Origin of the sequence: Pseudomonas sessilinigenes (assembly GCF_003850565.1) — a bacterium.
In the GTDB taxonomy this organism is placed as follows: domain Bacteria; phylum Pseudomonadota; class Gammaproteobacteria; order Pseudomonadales; family Pseudomonadaceae; genus Aquipseudomonas; species Aquipseudomonas sessilinigenes.
Genome location: NZ_CP027706.1, coordinates 1,079,287 through 1,095,694 on the forward strand (window position 1 = coordinate 1,079,287; position 16,408 = coordinate 1,095,694).

Consider the following 16,408-nt stretch of genomic DNA (forward strand, 5'->3'; position numbering starts at 1 on the left):
TGGGGCGATATGAACTTCGGCAATTGGCGCGGATGGACGGGCAGGGCGGTGACCCTCAGCGCTTTTTGCGTATGAGAATATTTATCATTAGTATTGTCCGCCTTCTGTACCCGGGCATGCGCGTCCGGGCTTTCTTTCGCTGCAAGGTCCGAACATGAAAAGCAAGGCCGGCGGGATCTCCGCTTCCTATCGCCTGGCGGTGGCATCGCGGGTTTGCGCCGCGGTCCTGGGCGGCTATCTGCTGGCAGCCCTGGTCACTGCCTGCCTGTCCCTGCTGCTGCCGTTGTCCAAGGTCGACGCGGTGCTCAGTGGGATGATGAGTTCGTTCCTGTTCTACCTGTTGGCGGTGATCTGGTGCTTCGCCTGTCGTACGGCCTGGCACGCCTGGTTCGGCTTGCTCCTGCCTTGCCTGCTACTGGCGTTGGTGGCCGGTAGCGCCTATTGGGTGGCCCTGCCATGAAAGAGGGTTTGCGCCAGTCCATGGCCTGGTTGCACACCTGGACCGGGTTGTTGTTCGGCTGGCTGCTGTTCGCCATCTTCCTCACCGGGACCCTGTCCTATTTCAAGCACGAGATCAGCCACTGGATGCAGCCCGAGATCCCGGCGCGGGCGGTGAATGTCGAGGCCAGCCTGGGTCTGGCCCAGCGCTACCTGGAGCAGCATGGCCAGGGCGCGCAGCGCTGGTTCATCGGCCTACCCGATGCCCGTGAGCCGGCCCTGTCGGTGGCCTGGCAGGCACCGGGTAAACCGGGCGAGCGCGGCGCTTTCAGCGAGAAGCTGCTGGACCCGACCACGGGCAGCGAGCTGCATGCGCGAGAGACCCGGGGCGGCGAGTTCTTCTATCGCTTCCATTTCCAATTGCAGATGCCCTACCCATGGGGGCGCTGGCTGTCGACCATGGCGGCCATGGTGATGTTCGTTGCCCTGGTCAGCGGCATCATCATCCACAAGAAGATCTTCAAGGACTTCTTCACCTTCCGCCCGCGCAAGGGCCAGCGCACCTGGCTCGATGGGCACAACGCACTGGGCGTGCTGGTGCTGCCGTTCCACCTGATGATCACCTACAGCAGCCTGGTGATCTTCATGTCCATGGTCATGCCGGCGGGTGTCCTGATCGCCTACAAGGGTGACAACAATGCCTTCTTCCAGGACCTGCAACCGGCCGCGCGCAACACCCCGGCTGCAGGTGAACCGGCGCCGCTGGCGCCCTTGCAACCGATGCTCAGGCAAGCCTTGCAGCACTGGTCGGGAGGGCGTGCGCAGCGGGTGGTGGTGAACCATCCGGGAGACGCGAACGCCTCGGTGCAGGTCATGCGCCATGGGGCCGACCAGGTGGCCCGCAACTTCGGCAGCGCGCTGGCGTTCAACGGCGTCACCGGCCAGCCATTGTCGGAAAGTCCCGGGCAGTCGCTGCCCAAGGCCATTGGCGGCAGCTTCTATGGGTTGCACATGGGGGTGTTCGCCGGACCGGTGCTGCGCTGGCTGTACTTCATCTGCGGCCTGGCCAGCACCGCGATGATCGGCACCGGGTTGGTGATCTGGCTCGGCAAGCGCCAGCTCAAGCATGCCAAGAGCCCAGCCATGCCCTTCGAACTGCGCCTGGTGGAGGTGCTGAACATCGCCAGCATGCCTGGGCTGGTGCTGGCGGTGGCGGCCTTTTTCTGGGCCAACCGCCTGTTACCGGTGAGTCTTGCCGGTCGCGCGGACTGGGAGGTCAACGCTTTCTTCATTGCCTGGGGCCTGAGCCTGCTGCACGCCCTGGTGCGCCGCGGTCGTCGTGCCTGGATCGAGCAGTTGAGCCTGGCGGCCTTGCTATTGGCCGGCATCCCGTTGCTGGATGCCTTGACAGGGCCACACCTGGCCGATGGTTTCCTCAGCCGGGGAGACTGGACCCTGGCCGGCTTCGACCTCGCTTGCCTGGTCAGTGGCCTGTTCCTGGGCTGGGCGGCGCGCAAGATGCAGCGCGCAACCCCGACGCCCGACTCCCACAAGCGGCGTGCTCGTTCGCGGCTGATTGATACCGAGGTGGATTGAATGCTCCTGGTGCTGTTGCTCTGTTATGCCGGTTTCACCGGTTTGTGCCTGTCCCTGGATCGGCACCACGGCGAGTTGCTGGGCAGCAAGCCGACGCCCCGTCGCCGTCATGGGCTGCGCCTGGGCGGCTGGCTGCTGCTGGGGTTGTCCCTGGTCGCTGCCGTGCAGGGCACCGGCTGGAGCCTGGGGCTGGTGCAGTGGTGCGCGGTGTTGATGTGCAGTGCCTTGCTGTTGGTCCTGCTATTGCCGTACCGCCCGCGGCTGGTGCTGTCGATGGCGGGCGCCAGCTTGCTGGCCAGCCCGCTCGCGGCCCTGGCCCAGCTCTGACCGGGAGCTAGCCGATGAATGCCCTGCCTCCGGAACCCGGCAAGCTGGATCACCACGATCCCCTGGGAAGCCGCGCGCATTTTCTCCAGGTATTCCTGTCCCAACGCTCGCAGATGGAAGCCCTGGTCAGCCGTCGGGTCGGCTGCCGGGCGACCGCCGCGGACCTGGTGCAGGACCTGTTCCTGCGTTTCTGGCGTCGCCCCCTGGTGCAGGTCGAGGAGCTGAGCACCTACCTGTTGCGCTGCGCCGCCAACATCGCCATCGACCATTTGCGCAGCGAGGGCGCGCGGGTGCGCGTCAGCGCCGGTTGGGTCCCGGAGCAGCAGGACCAGCATGGCCTGGAGCCCCAGGCCGTGCTGGAGGCCGGCAACGATTTGCGTCATGTGGAGGCTGCCCTGCGCAACCTGCCCCAGCGCACCCGACAGATCTTCCTGCTCAATCGTATCCACGGACGCAAGTACGCCGAGATCGCCAAGGCCATGGACCTGTCCCAAAGCGCCGTGGAAAAACATATGATGCGCGCCCTCGAAGCCTGCAAGGCCAGCCTGCGGGAACCCTCGACCACGCGTACGCCAAGGAATGCCCCGTGAACCAGCGCTCCACCGTCACCCCGACGCCCGCCCAGGAACAGGCCGCCCTGGCCTGGTTGAGCCTGCTCCACGACCAGCCCAGCAGTGGCGACCAGGCCACCTTCAGCCAGTGGTTGCAAGCCGACCCGGCCCATGTCGAGGCCTATGCCCAGGCCCAGGTGTTGTGGGAGTTGAGCGAACAGCCGGCACGTACCCTGGCCGCCGAAGACGCCCAGGCCCTGCAAGGCTTGCTGCAGCGCATGGATGGGGCCAAGGGGCATGCCCGCCGACGCTGGTCGGTGGGGCTGGCGATGGCTGCCAGTGTGCTGTTGGCAGTGGCCCTGGGAGCTGGCTGGCAACCGCGCCACTGGGTCGACGACCTGGGGGCCGACTACGTTTCGTCCCAGGGGCAGGTGCGCACGGTGGTCCTTGCCGATCACAGTGAAGTCACGTTGGACGCCGACAGCGCCATCGCCGTGGATTTCAACCACGGCCAGCGGCATGTCCAACTGCGGCGCGGCGTCGCTTTCTTCAAGGTCAGCCATACCGGCGAGTCTTTCGTGGTGAGTGCCGAGCAGGGCGAGGCCCGGGTCCTGGGCACCGAGTTCGAAGTTCGCCTGCAACCCAGGGGTGCCCAGGTCACGGTCCTGTCCGGGCGGGTCGGGGTCACGCCGGCCGAGGGCGCGCCCCAGCAGGTGCTCGGCGCCGGCCAGCAGGTGGCCTACGGCCAGGGCCAGGCCGATCCGTTGCACGCCGCCGACAGCGCGACACAACTGGCCTGGCGCCAGGGCTGGTTGAACTACTATCACGCGCCCCTGGCCGAGGTGGTCGCTGACCTGCGCCGGTATTTTCCCGGACGCATCCTGCTGCTCAACGATGAGCTGGGCTCGCGGCGGATCAGTGGCAGTTTCTCCAGCAAGGACCCACAGGCAGTCCTGGACTCCCTGCAGGCGGTATTGGGTTTCAAACAGCACAAGATGCTCGGCCGGTTCATCGTCCTGCGCTGAGAAGCCTGTCCCAGAGCTCCCGAACATTCATCGATATCACTTCGTTCTGTCACCAAACCGTTACACGAGGCGCGGATGATCTGCGCATTCCTGAGTACATGGTCAGGATCGGAGAGGGTTGTGATTCAGCTCTCGTAGGGGAGGGATGGCTGAAGCAGGAGCAAGTCGATGCGCAGCTGGGATGTAGCTAAAAAGAAAAAAGCCCATATCGAAATCATCCCGATGATCGATGTGATGATGTTTCTCTTGGTGTTCTTCGTACTCATCAGTCTCAACGTGATCCCGGCCGTGGGGATCAAGACGCAGTTGCCGGTCGCCAGCACCGCGCAACAGTTGAAACCGCAAAACAAGGCGGTCATCACCCTGGGCCTGCAGGAACGCCTGCAACTCGATGGCCAGGACCTGGATGAAGGTGCGCTGCTGGCACAACTCAAGGTGCTCAACACCGGCAGCGAAAAGCTGGTGATCATCATCAATAGCGACCAGGGTGTTGAGGTCAAGCGCCTGGTCTCGGTGATGGACCTGCTCAAGGGCAATGGTTTCTCGTCCGTCTCCATCGCCACACGCAAGTCCTGACGCCATGTTCAGTCTCTATCGAACCCGCAAGCTGCTGGCGTGCCTGCTGCCGGCCGGCCTTCTGTTGCTGGTGATCTACAGCAGCCAGTTGCAGCAGTTGCAGATCACGCCGGTGTATGACGAAAGCACCGTGGAAGTGGTCCTGGTGGATGCCAGCGAGCTGTTGGCCGCGGCCGAGCCGCCACCGCCCGAACCGGAGCCGTTGCCCATCGAGCCCGAGCCGCCGGTGGTGGTCCCGGATGAAGAACCCCTGGTGATCGAGCCGCCCAAGCCCAAGCCGGTGGTCAAGCCCAAGCCCATGGTGCCCAAGCCGCTGGTGGCCAAGCCCGAGCCCGCCAAGCCCGTGGCGCCTAAACCGGCCCCGGCACAGGTGGCCAAGAGCACCCCGACGCCGCAGCCCGCCGTGGCCGAGGCGCCAAAACCACCGGTGGCGACACCGGCCCCCGCACCGGCCCCCGCATCCGCGGCGCCAGCCAGTGCCATCAAGGAAAGCCTGTACACCGCTGCTTTGCGCAAGGAACTGGAAAAGCACAAGCAATACCCCAGCGGCCGCGAGGCCTCGTTGCAGCGTCCCCAGGGCGATGTGGTGATCTGGCTGGAAGTCGATCGGGCCGGCAACGTGCTCGACAGTGGCATCGAAAACAAGGCGCCGAACATGTTGCTCAACCGTGCCGCGCAAACCAGTTTGCGCCGCGTGGAAAAGGTCTCGCCATTCCCGGCGGACGCCTTCTCGGGCAAGAACAAGCAACGGTTCACCGCGACCTTTAGTTACAACGTGGAATAACCCATCACCTATTAACGAAAGTTGTAAGCAAGGGATTGACCCGTGAAGATCAATAAACTTTATGCCCTGCTTCTGGCATCGGGCCTGGGCAGTTTTGCGCCATTGGTTCTGGCCGACGATACCGTGGACGTCGGTGCGGTGAACGTTGCCGGCAAACAGTCCCTGGGCAATGGCCACATGATCAAGGAAGAAAGCGCCAAGGCGCGCTCCACCGTGACCAAGGAAGCCATGGACCAGATGGCGCCCACTGCCAACGCCGTGGACAAGCTCAAGTACACCCCGGGGATCAACGTCTCCAGCAGCGATGCCACGGGCCTGAGCGGCACCAGCTTCACCATGCGCGGGATGAACTCCGACCAGGTGGGCCTTTCTTCCGATGGCTTCCCGATCAACGACTCGGGTGACTACGCCATCTATCCGAACCTGATGGGCGACTCGGAAAACTTCAGCGAAGTGTTCGTCACCCAGGGCTCCTCCGAGGCCGATGGCCCGCACATCGGTTCCAGCGGTGGCAACATCGGCCTGGTGAGCATGCGCCCGACCAAGGATTTTGGTGTGTTCGTCAAGCAGTCGGTGGGCTCGAACAACCTGCGCAAATCCTTCGCTCGGCTGAACACCGGCGACCTGGGAGGCTTCAAGACCTGGGTCTCGGCCTCTCATACCGAAGGCGACAAGTGGAAGGGCAAGGGCACCCTGCGTGCCGACAAGGTGGAGTGGAACACCTTGTTCGAAGACGGCAATGGCAACTCCACCAACGCCATCTTCAAGTACAACAAGCAGGAGAACTACAACTACAACAGCGTCAGCAAGGCCCAGTTCCAAACCCAGGGCCGGCGCGTGGACTACTCGGAAAGCACCGTGTTCAAGAACGGTAGCGTGTCCCAGTCCTACAAGCTCAACCGCAACCCCTTTGAAAGCCTGACCGCCTCGGTGACCCAGCGCTTCCAGCTGCGTGACGACCTGAGCCTGACCTTCAACCCGTACTACGTATGGTCCAACGGCGGCAGCTTCAGCGGCCAGACCGCCACGACCTTGTCCAGCTCTTCCAGCAAGGCCGGCAACTATGACCTGAGGGGGCTGCCCAGCGGCAGCTACTACCGGCCCTCCTGGACCGAGACCTGGCGCCCGGGGATGACCACCAAGCTCAAGTGGGACCTCAACGAAGAGCACAGCCTGGACTTCGGCTACTGGTACGAGCGTGCCCGCCAGCGCCAGACCCAGCCCTTCATCGGCATCAAGGGCAATGGCGCGCCCGAGAACGTCTGGGGCGACTACAACGGTTCCGACCAACTGGTGGATCGCAATGGCGCTACGGTCCAGGGCCGGCACCAGTACACCGTGACCCCGGCGCAGAAGCTCTGGGTGCAAGACACCTGGCAGGCGACCCCGGACCTGACCCTGACCGGGGCCCTGGCGTACCAGCATGTGGAGCGTGACGGCAACAACCTCGGCAGCCTGACCGACAAGCCGGAAAAGCGTAATGTCCGCTATCACGAGTTCCTGCCCAGCTTCAACGCCAAGTACCAGATCGACCCGAACAACCAGGCGTTCTACAACGTCACCCGCAACATGCGCACGCCGCCCAACTACGTGCTCTACAACAAGGGCGACTCCATCAGCCTGAAACCCGAGCTGAGCTGGAACCAGGAACTGGGCTGGCGCTACAGCGAAGACAACATGGCCCTGAGCGCGACGCTGTTCTACATCACCTTCAAGGACCGGCAGATCTCCACCACCGACCTCAACGGCGACTACGTGGTGGCCAACGTCGGCGAGGTGAAGAACCGCGGCCTGGAGCTGGAGTGGAGCGGGCTGCTGCCGCACAACTTCAACTACTACGCCTCGTACACCTACACCAAGTCCGAACAGATGGACGACCTGACCAACAAGAACGTGCTGCTGCCGACCTCCGGCAAGCAACTGGTCAACGTGCCGGAGAACATGTTCAACCTGAGCCTGGGCTACGACGACTCGCGCTACTACGGCAACGTCGTCGGCAAGTACGTCGGTGCGTTCTACGGCGACCTGACCAACGACGAGAAGATCTCCGGGCGCACCGTGTTCGACCTCAACGCCGGTATCCACCTGCCGGTGGACAAGAAGGTGCTGAAGTCCGCGACCCTGCGTTTCTCGATGCTCAACGTGTTCGACAAGGAATACCTGGCCTCGACCCGCACCGTGTCGTTCAACTCGGTGAAGACCAATGGCCTGGCACCGAGCACCGCCTACTACAACGTCGGCGAGGAGCGGACCGCGATGGTCTCCCTGGAAGCTGCGTTCTGATTCGTTTCAGGCACAAGAGGACATGACGATGGACATGAATCTGCTGCACGACATCACCTTCTACACCATGTACGGCGCCGCCGCGATCGCCGCCTTCATCGCGGTGGAGCGGGGTATCTACTTCAGCTTCAGCCTGCGCCAGGCGAAGAAACTGGAGACCGTGCTCAACCCGAAGATGCACAGCGTCGACGACCTGCCGGCGCAGCTGCGCGAGCGCAACAGCCTGCCGCTGGAGATGGTCGCCGAACTGTTCGCCCACAAGCAGGGGCTGGCCAGCCACAAGGACCTGGAAGACCTCAGCGAGTCGATCTACATCGCCACCCGCAGCAAGCTGATGCATGGCCTGTGGTTGCTGGAGACGGTGGTCACTGCGGCGCCGTTGCTGGGCCTGCTGGGGACCATCCTGGGGATCATCGACACCTTCAAGGCCCTGGCCGAGACCGGTGTCTCCGACCCGGGTGAAGTCTCCAAGGGCATCGGCACCGCGCTGTACGCCACGGCCCTGGGTATCGCCATTGCCCTGGGCAGCATGATCTTCCACAACCACTTCCAGGATCGGGTCGAGCGCATTACCGACCACCTGAAGATCCTGCTGCTGCGCGCCGGCATGGGCACTGCCCTGAAGGCGCCGCCAGCTCCACAAGTGGTCCACGGCAGCCTGCAACCTGCCTGATGGCCTGACCGGTAGCCGCGGGTGCGGGCTGCGATCGACGATGAAACCGGTGCTGTTTCCAGTACCCTTCGCCGACTGATCGCTGCCTTCGCCGGCGGCTTTTTCTTGCCGACAATACAAGGACTTTTTCCATGTCGCGTCCTCGTCCCATGCCCCGGTTGCTGGGGGCACTGACTCTCGCCCTGGTCGCCCTGGCCGGTTGCAGTTCGCTCTCCCATGAGCCGCAGCCAGTGGCGGTGAACATCGTCGCCATCAACGACCTGCACGGTTACCTGCAAGCCAACCCCTTCAGCTTCAAGGATCCGAGCGCCCCAGGCGGCGTGCGCAAGCTCCAAGCCGGTGGTGTGGCCACCCTGGGCGGCATGCTCGACCAGTTGCGCCAGCAAGACCCCCAGTTGCTGTTTATCGGCGCCGGCGACCTGGTCGGTGGCAGCCCACCCTTGTCGGCCATGTGGGCCGACGAGCCGACCCTGGATGCCCTGCGCCAGATGGGCATGAAGCTCAGCGCCATTGGCAACCATGAACTGGACAACGGCAAGGCCGAGTTCCTGCGCCAGCTCAACGGTGGCTGCCAGTCGTCGCGGCCGGACAAGGCCTGCCAGTTCCGCCCGGACTATCCAGGCGCTGGCTTTCCCTACCTGGCGGCCAACCTGATGGACAGCGATACCGGCAAGCCGCTGCTGCCGGCCTACCGCATCGAACAAGTGCATGGGGTCAAGGTGGCTTTCGTCGGCGCGGTATTGCGTGACGTGGCTTCGGTGGTCAGCGCCAAGGGCATGCGTGGCCTGCAGGTGGCGGATGAGGCCGACTCCATCAACAAGCTCATTCCCGAGCTCAAGGCCCAGGGGGCCAATGCCATCGTCGCCGTGGTGCACCAGGGCGGCTCGACCCCTGAACCGTTCGACAAGCCGGATTGTTCGCAACTGAGCGGCGACATCGTCGATGTCGCCAAGCGCCTCGATCCGGCGGTGGACGTCCTGATCAGCGCCCACTCGCACCAGGGCTACCTGTGCAAGGTCGGACCGTTGCTGGTGACCCAGGGCAACTCCTACGGCCACCTGCTGACTCACCTGACCCTGCAGGTGACTCCAGGCCAGCATCGCGTGACAAGCATCCAGGCGCTCAACCTTGTGGCCGATCCGGCGCGTTATCCACAGGACCCGGCTCTGGCCCGCCTGCAGCAGGACGTCGAGGCGCGGAGTAACCAGGTCTTGCTCAAGCCCGTGGGGGCGATTGCGGCTTCGCCGATTTCTCGTCGCACCGATGCCGCAGGAGAGATGCCCTTGGGCGATCTGATCGCCGACGCCCATCTGGCCGGCGGCCAGGCCAACGGCGCGCGGATCGCCTTCATGAACAATGGCGGCATCCGCAGCGACCTGGCCCTGGAGCCGGGGCAAAGCAAGATCAACTATGGACAGTTGGCGACCTTGCAGCCGTTCAACAACAACCTGATCGCCTTCGACCTTACCGGCCAGCAGATCGAGCAACTGCTCAACCAGCAGTGGAAGGGCACCGAGGACGCGAACATCCTGCAAGTGTCCCGGGGTTTCAGCTATCGCTGGGATGCCAAGCGCCCGGTGGACAGTCGCGTGGTGCCTGGCAGCATCCGCCTCGACGGCCAGCCGCTGCGCGCCGATGCCAGTTACCGGCTGGTGATGAACGGCTTTTTGGCCGATGGCGGTGACCGTTTCAGCCTGTTCAAGAGCGGCATCAACCGCAGCGACCTGGGAATCAGCGACCTGGACGCCATGTTGCGCTACGTCGGTGACATGGATCGCCAGGGCAAGCCGGTAGGGTCCGCCACCAGCGCCGGACGTATCCAGCGCAGCAACTGAGGCATCCGGGCGGCCACCGATTGGTGTTGGCCGCTCGGGCGTTGAAGGTCCTGCGGACCTTGTCGCAGCTTCGCGGGCTCAGCAGCGGCTACAGGTGCGTGCGTTCGCTCGCTTCGTGTAGCCGCTGCCGCAGGCTGCGCCCGGGCGCGCAGCGGCCGTAGATCCGGTTTGCCAGGTCCGCTCGTCGACTCACGCCAACGCGTCGGAAAATATTTTCAAAAAATTGCTGAGGTCTTTGTCCTCGACATCCGTGTACTGCTTGAAAGTGCGACTAATTCGCATTCATGGCGCTCCTACACACGAGTCTCAAGCATGAAGTCCAGGGCAAGTTCGGCGGTAAACGCTTCGGTAAAACGGTGGTTCGGTGCATCCGCGCTGATGGTGTCGGGGTTGGCGCTGTTGCCCCTGGGCGTGGCCCTGGCAGCCGAATCCGGCAGTGCCCAGCACAACACGCTGTTCAATTTCGCCATCGCGGCCAAGCCACTGCCCCAGGCCCTGAGTGATTTCACCCGGGTCACCGGTATCAGCGTGGTCTACACCACCGATACGCCCTATGGCGTCCAGGCGCCGGCGCTGCAAGGCCAGTTCGGGGCCGAACAGGCCTTGCAGCGCCTGCTGGGCGGTTCCGGGTTTACTTACCGGCGCAGCGATGCCCACACCCTGGTCCTCGAACCGCTGCCCCAAGGCGCCGGCTTGAACCTGGGTGCTACCAGCGTCACCGCCCAGGGCCCGGACGACAGCACCAGCTACCAGCCACCGGCCACCACCTCGGTGGCGCGCAGCCAGGCGCTGACCCAGGAGATCCCGCAGATCATCAACGTGGTCCCGGCCCAGGTCCTGAAGGACCAGACCCCGCGCAACCTGGACGACGCGCTGAAGAACGTCAGCGGCATCACCCAGACCAACACCCTGGGCGGCACCCAGGATGCGGTGCTGCTGCGGGGTTTTGGCGACAACCGCAACGGCTCGATCATGCGCGACAGCATGCCGGTGGTGCAGGGCCGCGCCCTGAACGCCACGGCCGAGCGGGTCGAAGTGCTCAAGGGGCCGTCATCGCTGCTCTACGGCATCCAGGACCCGGGCGGGGTGATCAACGTGGTCAGCAAGAAGCCCGAACTGCAGCCATCCACAGCGCTGACCGTTCGCGGCTCGACCTACGGCTCGGGCAAGAACGGCAGCGGCGGCAGCCTCGACACCACCGGGCCGATCGGCGATTCCGGGTTGGCCTATCGCTTGATCGTCGATCATGAGGACGAAGACTACTGGCGCAACTTCGGCACCCATCGCGAATCCCTGGTGGCGCCGTCCCTGGCCTGGTATGGCGAGCGCACCAAGGTCTTGCTGGCCTACGAGCATCGCGAGTTCCTGACCCCGTTCGACCGTGGCACGGCCATCGATCCCAAGACCAATCATCCACTGGACATCCCGGCCACCCGGCGCCTGGACGAGCCGTTCAACAACATGGAGGGCCGCTCGGACCTGTACCGCTTCGAGGTCGACCACGAACTTGGCGACGACTGGAAAGCCCACTTTGGCTACAGCTGGAACCGCGAGACCTACGACGCCAGCCAGGTGCGCCTGACCGCGGTGAATGCCAACGGCACCCTGACCCGGACCATGGACGGCACCCAGGGCGCCCTGACCACCGACCGCTATGCCACCGCCAGCCTCGAAGGCAAGGTGCAGCTGGTCGGCATGCAGCACGACCTGGTGTTCGGCCTAGACGACGAGTACCGCAAGATCTATCGCGCCGACCTGATCCGCGGCAAGAACACCAGTTTCAACTACCGCAACCCGGTGTATGGCCAGCAGGTGGCGGGCACTAACGTCAGCGCCCCGGACAGCGACCAGACCGACCTGCTGCGCAGCGATTCGCTGTTCTTCCAGGACGCCATCCACCTCACCGACCAGTGGATCCTGGTGGGTGGCGGACGCTTCCAGGAGTACGACCAGTACGCCGGCAAGGGCCGGCCGTTCCATGCCAACACCAACAGCAACGGGCAGAAGTTCGTGCCCCGTGCCGGCCTGGTGTATCGCTACACCGACCAGCTGTCGTTCTATGGCAGCTACACCGAATCGTTCAAGCCCAACTCCAGCATCGCCCAGCTGGCCGGTGGCACCGCGGTGCTGGATGGCTCCATCGAGCCTGAAGAAGCCAAGTCCTGGGAGCTGGGGGCCAAGCTTGATATTCCCGGGCGCATCACCGCCAGCGCGGCGCTGTTCGACATCACCAAGCGCAACGTGCTGGTATCCACCGCCACGGCCACCGAGACGGTCACCAGCGTGGCCGGCGAGGTGCACTCCAAGGGCCTGGAGCTGGACCTGACCGGCCAGCTCACTGACCAGTGGAGCCTGATCGGCAGCTATGCCTACACCGATGCCGAAGTGACCAAGGACACCCAGTACAAGGGCAAGCAGTTGCAGAACGTGGCCAAGAACAGCGGCTCGCTGTCGGCGGTCTACGACTTCGGCAGCCTGCTGGGCGGCGATCGCCTGCGGGTCGGTGCCGGTGCCCGTTATGTCGGCGAGCGCGCCGGCGATGCGCCCAACAGCTTCGACCTGCCGGGCTACACCGTGGCCGACGCCTTCGCCACCTACGACACCAAGCTCGAAGGGCAGAAGGTCAAGTTCCAGCTCAACGTGAAGAACCTGTTCGACAAGACTTACTACACCTCCTCGGTGAGCAAGTACTTCGTCTCCCTGGGCGATTCACGCCAAGTGTCGCTGTCCAGCACCCTGGAGTTCTGATGAAGATCCGTCACCTGTGGTTCCTGGCCCTGGGCTTCTGCCACCTGGCCCTGGCGGCGCAGCCCGAGGGCGCGGCGGACGATGCCCGCTGGTATCACCGTGAACACCAGGCGCTGTTGCCGGGCGCCGGTTCGAGCTGGGGCTTCATCGCCCTGGACCCGGTCCGGCCGTACCTGTTCCTGGCCCGGCGTGACAACGGCCTGAGTGTGTTCGATGTGGACAAGCAGCGCCCGCTGCGGACCCTGGAGCAGTCGGCGGGGGCCAATGGCGTGGTGTTCGTGCCCGAACTGGACCGGGTGCTGGTGCTCAATACCGATGGCAGCCTGGGCGTGGTGCAGTTATCCACACTCAAGCCGCTCAAGCGTATCGCCGTGACCCAGAGCAACCTCAACAGCGCGGTGTACGAGCCGAAAACCGGCCAGGTGATCATCGTCAGCGGGCGCCGGGCCGATCGCTCGACGCTGTTCGTCTTCGATCCGCAGCAGGAGCGGATCGTCGCCGCCCATGACCTGGCGGTGAAGAAGATCGACCCGCTGCTGCTCAAGGGCGATGGCAGCTTCTTCTTGCCGATGCGCGACGAAGGTGTGCTGGCGCGGTTGTCGTCCAGCAGCTTTGAGGTCCTGGATCGCTGGCAGTATCCCGATTGCCAGCGGCCCAGTGCCCTGGCCCAGGATGAGCAGCGTGCGCGGTTGTTCCTCGCCTGCCGCGGCGAACAACCGCGGTTGCTGGTGCTCGATCGCGACAACGGCGCGCTCAAGGCCAGCCTGCCGATCACCCGGGACGTCAACGCCCTGGCCTACGACCCGCAGTCCCGGCGCGTGCTGGTGGCCAGCGGGGTGGATGCCAACCTCAGCCTGATCACCCAGCTCGATGCCGACCACTATCAGGCGCTGGGCAGCGTCAGCACCCAACCCATGGCCTATAACATGGCGTTCGACCCGCGTAGCCGGAAGGTCTACCTGGCAGCGATGGACTTCACTCAACCGGCGCCGACCCCGGATGAGCCGAAGCCGGACCCGTTGTTCCATGCCAATACCTTCAGTGTCCTGACCCTGGCGCCCTGAGGCCGGGGTCAGCCGGCGAAAGCCTGGCGGTATTCCCCCGGGGTGCCGCCCAGGGCCTGGCGGAAGCGGTTGGTGAAGTGGCTGGCGCTGGCGAAGCCGCAGGCCAGGGCGATGTCCCCCAGGGGCCGGGTGCTGCTGCGCAACAGCAGGCGGGCCCGCTCCAGGCGCCGGGCCAGCACATATTGGTGCGGCGGCAGGCCGAAGCTTTCGCGGAACATCCGCGCGAAGTGGTATTCGGAGAGGGCGCACAGGCCGGCCAGTTGCCCCAGGCTCAGGGGCGTGTCGAGCTGGCTGTCGATGTAGTCCGCCAGCAGGCGCCTTTGGTGGGCGGCCAGGCCGCCCTTGAGGCGCAAGCCCTGGCGCAGGCCAGCCTGGTTGAGCAAGGTGTGGCCGAGCATCTCGTGGGCCAGGCTGCTGGTCAGCAGGCGTTCGCCGGGCTCGTCCCAGTTCAATTGGATCAGTTGCTGGAAGTGCCGGGTCTGCTGCGGGTCGTCGAGGAACACGCTCTCGCGCAGTTGCATCTCCCGGGGTTCGCGGTCCAGCAGGGTGACGCAGCCCAGGGCGAACTGTTGTGGGCTGAAGTACACGTGGGCCAGGCGAATGTCGCCATTGATCACCCAGGCCGACTGGTGCTCGGCGGGCAGGATGCACAGCTTGCCCGGGCCGCCCATGGTCCCGGGCCGATCGCGGCGGAAGGTACCGGTGCCGCCGGCGATGTAGCAGGACAGGGTATGGTGGCTCGGCGCGGCGTATTCCTGGGCGTCGTGATGGTTGCTCCACATGGCCGCCCACAAGCCGTCCCCCAGTTCGGCGCTGTGCTCCAGGCGCGCGTTGGGCGAGCGGTTCAGGGCTTGGAAGACTTGCAGGCTATCCAGTGCGGACATGATGGTCGAATCGCGAGGTTCGTGTGCCGATGTTGCGCATCCTACTCCGTCGCGTCCGAGCTGCCAGCCGGTTGCCGATAAAAACCGCAAGTTTGTGCAAGCGCAGGCTGCTTGTCGGGCGCGAGACTGTGTTCCTTATACGAGGAGCCGTGCCATGAACCTGTCGTTGTACTTGTTGACCGTGCTGATCTGGGGCACCACCTGGATCGCCCTGAAGCTGCAGTTGGGCGTGGTGGCGATTCCGGTGTCCATCGTCTATCGCTTCGCCCTGGCGGCGCTGGTGCTGTTCGTCCTGCTCCTGGTCAGCGGCAAGCTGCAGGCGATGAACCGCCGCGCCCACCTGATCTGCCTGGCCCAGGGCCTGTGCCTGTTCTGCCTCAACTTCATGTGCTTCCTGCATGCCAGCCAGTGGGTGCCCACTGGCCTGGTGGCCGTGGTGTTCTCCACCGCGACCTTGTGGAACGCCCTCAATGCGCGGTTGTTCTTCGGCCAGAAGATCGCCCGCAATGTGCTGCTCGGTGGCGGCCTGGGCCTGCTGGGGCTGGGGCTGCTGTTCTGGCCGGAGCTGGTGGGCCATAGCGCCAGCCCGCAAACCCTGCTCGGCCTGGGGCTGGGCCTGTTGGGCACCCTGTGTTTCTCGGCCGGCAACATGCTCTCCAGCCTGCAGCAGAAGGCCGGGCTCAAGCCCATGACCACCAACGCCTGGGGCATGGCCTACGGGGCGACGATGCTGGCGCTGTACTGCCTGGCCCAGGGCATCGCCTTCGATGTGGAATGGAGCACGCGCTACATCGGCTCGCTGCTGTACCTGGTGATTCCCGGCTCGGTGATCGGCTTCACCGCCTACCTGACCCTGGTGGGGCGCATGGGACCGGAGCGGGCGGCCTATTGCACCGTGCTGTTTCCGGTGGTGGCGCTGAACGTCTCGGCGGTGGTGGAAGGCTACCAGTGGACCGCCCCGGCCCTGGCCGGCCTGGTGCTGGTGATGTTGGGCAACGTGCTGGTGTTTCGCAAACCCAGGGCCTTGGCGGCAATTCCCGGGAAGTTGGCCTGATTCTCCACGCCGGCCTGTCGCTGCCGGCGGAGGGCGATCACGTCGGTGGGAGCGTTACTGGCAAGGATCGGACCCATAGTCCTGATGGCCCCGGCCCGGGTAGCATTTCACCTGGGTCGTCTTGTCGGTCACGGTCCAGCGCTCGTTCTCGATGGACAGGTTGAATATTGTCTTTTGCGCGAACACCGAGTCATCCAGCAACCCTGACTCCTCGATCTCGACCACCGCCTCGGTCGGGGACTCGCCGGTGACTTTCTGATTCACCATCACGTTGCTGGGTTCTTGCTGGAAGTGGCTGCCCATGGACTCCAGGGCCACTATCAGCGGCGACTTGGCCGTGGCGCTGGTCGCCTGTGCTGGTGATTGCTGATCGCAGGCCGCGAGGAAGAACGCCGGGGCCAGGAGTAGATATTTCAACTTCATGCAGGATCTCTCTGAGACAGTGGCCAGCCTGCGGGCATTGCCTTGGCAGGGCAGGTTGGCCAAGCGGGCTTGGCCATCTGACTGGTGGCGCAGGTTTTCGTTCATCGCCCGCCGGCTGTGCCTGGCTATGCGGTTGTGGGCGCGAAG

Annotated in this window: 15 protein-coding genes; 13 read left to right on the forward strand and 2 right to left on the reverse strand. The window is 64.6% G+C overall.

The annotated features are described in order from the left end of the window. Positions 1 to 154: 154 nt before the first annotated feature. The 12 genes from C4K39_RS04915 (at position 155) to C4K39_RS04970 (ending at position 13,900) form a co-directional block, all read left to right on the forward strand. Entirely contained in the window at positions 155 to 460 is a 306-nt protein-coding gene (locus C4K39_RS04915) for a DUF3649 domain-containing protein (protein WP_068584052.1), read from the forward strand. Beyond that, positions 457 to 2,034 carry a PepSY-associated TM helix domain-containing protein gene (locus tag C4K39_RS04920; protein ID WP_124345782.1) on the forward strand — a complete coding sequence of 526 codons (1,578 nt, stop codon included), beginning with the start codon at positions 457 to 459 and terminating at the stop codon, positions 2,032 to 2,034. Before C4K39_RS04915 ends, C4K39_RS04920 begins: the two co-directional genes overlap by 4 nt. After that, entirely contained in the window at positions 2,035 to 2,361 is a 327-nt protein-coding gene (locus C4K39_RS04925) for a DUF3325 domain-containing protein (RefSeq protein WP_068584046.1), read from the forward strand. It begins immediately after the preceding gene. Positions 2,362 to 2,375: 14 nt separating this feature from the next. Further along, on the forward strand, positions 2,376 to 2,951 hold the full coding sequence (locus tag C4K39_RS04930) for an RNA polymerase sigma factor (RefSeq protein ID WP_068584041.1): 576 nt from the start codon (positions 2,376 to 2,378) through the stop codon (positions 2,949 to 2,951). After that, the gene (locus C4K39_RS04935) at positions 2,948 to 3,937 is read left to right on the forward strand and encodes a FecR family protein (RefSeq protein WP_124345783.1); all 990 of its coding nucleotides are present in this window, start codon (positions 2,948 to 2,950) and stop codon (positions 3,935 to 3,937) included. The genes C4K39_RS04930 and C4K39_RS04935 overlap by 4 nt, the downstream gene beginning before the upstream one ends. Before the next feature lie 168 nt (positions 3,938 to 4,105). Beyond that, positions 4,106 to 4,513, forward strand: a complete 408-nt coding sequence (locus tag C4K39_RS04940) for an ExbD/TolR family protein (protein WP_068584035.1) — start codon at positions 4,106 to 4,108, stop codon at positions 4,511 to 4,513. Between the two features lie 4 nt (positions 4,514 to 4,517). Continuing rightward, the gene (locus C4K39_RS04945) at positions 4,518 to 5,297 is read left to right on the forward strand and encodes an energy transducer TonB family protein (protein WP_124345784.1); all 780 of its coding nucleotides are present in this window, start codon (positions 4,518 to 4,520) and stop codon (positions 5,295 to 5,297) included. 42 nt (positions 5,298 to 5,339) lie between these two features. Next, positions 5,340 to 7,580 carry a TonB-dependent receptor family protein gene (locus C4K39_RS04950; RefSeq protein ID WP_124345785.1) on the forward strand — a complete coding sequence of 747 codons (2,241 nt, stop codon included), beginning with the start codon at positions 5,340 to 5,342 and terminating at the stop codon, positions 7,578 to 7,580. 28 nt (positions 7,581 to 7,608) lie between these two features. Then, entirely contained in the window at positions 7,609 to 8,253 is a 645-nt protein-coding gene (locus tag C4K39_RS04955) for a MotA/TolQ/ExbB proton channel family protein (RefSeq protein WP_068584027.1), read from the forward strand. A 131-nt stretch (positions 8,254 to 8,384) separates the two neighbouring features. Beyond that, positions 8,385 to 10,088 (forward strand): bifunctional metallophosphatase/5'-nucleotidase, encoded by a 1,704-nt coding sequence (locus C4K39_RS04960; protein WP_124345786.1) that lies wholly within the window; start codon positions 8,385 to 8,387, stop codon positions 10,086 to 10,088. Positions 10,089 to 10,400: 312 nt separating this feature from the next. Continuing rightward, the gene (locus C4K39_RS04965; RefSeq protein WP_124345787.1) at positions 10,401 to 12,836 is read left to right on the forward strand and encodes a TonB-dependent siderophore receptor; all 2,436 of its coding nucleotides are present in this window, start codon (positions 10,401 to 10,403) and stop codon (positions 12,834 to 12,836) included. After that, positions 12,836 to 13,900, forward strand: coding sequence for a YncE family protein (locus C4K39_RS04970; protein ID WP_068584019.1), 1,065 nt, complete (start codon positions 12,836 to 12,838; stop codon positions 13,898 to 13,900). The genes C4K39_RS04965 and C4K39_RS04970 overlap by 1 nt, the downstream gene beginning before the upstream one ends. A gap of 8 nt (positions 13,901 to 13,908) precedes the next feature. On the opposite strand, the gene C4K39_RS04975 is transcribed toward C4K39_RS04970, so the two are convergent. Beyond that, positions 13,909 to 14,784 (reverse strand): helix-turn-helix domain-containing protein, encoded by an 876-nt coding sequence (locus C4K39_RS04975; RefSeq protein WP_124345788.1) that lies wholly within the window; start codon positions 14,782 to 14,784, stop codon positions 13,909 to 13,911. Positions 14,785 to 14,938: 154 nt separating this feature from the next. Here C4K39_RS04975 and C4K39_RS04980 point away from each other — a divergent pair, with 154 nt between their 5' ends. Beyond that, positions 14,939 to 15,838 carry a DMT family transporter gene (locus C4K39_RS04980; RefSeq protein ID WP_068584013.1) on the forward strand — a complete coding sequence of 300 codons (900 nt, stop codon included), beginning with the start codon at positions 14,939 to 14,941 and terminating at the stop codon, positions 15,836 to 15,838. Between the two features lie 54 nt (positions 15,839 to 15,892). Here the strand turns inward: C4K39_RS04980 and C4K39_RS04985 are convergent, their stop codons facing one another. Continuing rightward, positions 15,893 to 16,261 carry a hypothetical protein gene (locus C4K39_RS04985; RefSeq protein WP_124345789.1) on the reverse strand — a complete coding sequence of 123 codons (369 nt, stop codon included), beginning with the start codon at positions 16,259 to 16,261 and terminating at the stop codon, positions 15,893 to 15,895. Positions 16,262 to 16,408 lie beyond the last annotated feature (147 nt).

Excerpts from the sequence above, each read along its gene's own strand:
- C4K39_RS04915 (WP_068584052.1), top strand. The coding sequence starts at position 155 with ATGAAAAGCAAGGCCGGCGGGATCTCCGCTTCCTATCGCCTGGCGGTG.
- C4K39_RS04930 (WP_068584041.1), top strand. The coding sequence starts at position 2,376 with ATGAATGCCCTGCCTCCGGAACCCGGCAAGCTGGATCACCACGATCCC.
- C4K39_RS04940 (WP_068584035.1), top strand. The coding sequence starts at position 4,106 with ATGCGCAGCTGGGATGTAGCTAAAAAGAAAAAAGCCCATATCGAAATC.
- C4K39_RS04985 (WP_124345789.1), bottom strand. The coding sequence starts at position 16,261 with ATGAAGTTGAAATATCTACTCCTGGCCCCGGCGTTCTTCCTCGCGGCC.
- C4K39_RS04970 (WP_068584019.1), top strand. The coding sequence starts at position 12,836 with ATGAAGATCCGTCACCTGTGGTTCCTGGCCCTGGGCTTCTGCCACCTG.
- C4K39_RS04920 (WP_124345782.1), top strand. The coding sequence starts at position 457 with ATGAAAGAGGGTTTGCGCCAGTCCATGGCCTGGTTGCACACCTGGACC.
- C4K39_RS04975 (WP_124345788.1), bottom strand. The coding sequence starts at position 14,784 with ATGTCCGCACTGGATAGCCTGCAAGTCTTCCAAGCCCTGAACCGCTCG.
- C4K39_RS04925 (WP_068584046.1), top strand. The coding sequence starts at position 2,035 with ATGCTCCTGGTGCTGTTGCTCTGTTATGCCGGTTTCACCGGTTTGTGC.
- C4K39_RS04955 (WP_068584027.1), top strand. The coding sequence starts at position 7,609 with ATGGACATGAATCTGCTGCACGACATCACCTTCTACACCATGTACGGC.
- C4K39_RS04965 (WP_124345787.1), top strand. The coding sequence starts at position 10,401 with ATGAAGTCCAGGGCAAGTTCGGCGGTAAACGCTTCGGTAAAACGGTGG.
- C4K39_RS04945 (WP_124345784.1), top strand. The coding sequence starts at position 4,518 with ATGTTCAGTCTCTATCGAACCCGCAAGCTGCTGGCGTGCCTGCTGCCG.
- C4K39_RS04960 (WP_124345786.1), top strand. The coding sequence starts at position 8,385 with ATGTCGCGTCCTCGTCCCATGCCCCGGTTGCTGGGGGCACTGACTCTC.
- C4K39_RS04980 (WP_068584013.1), top strand. The coding sequence starts at position 14,939 with ATGAACCTGTCGTTGTACTTGTTGACCGTGCTGATCTGGGGCACCACC.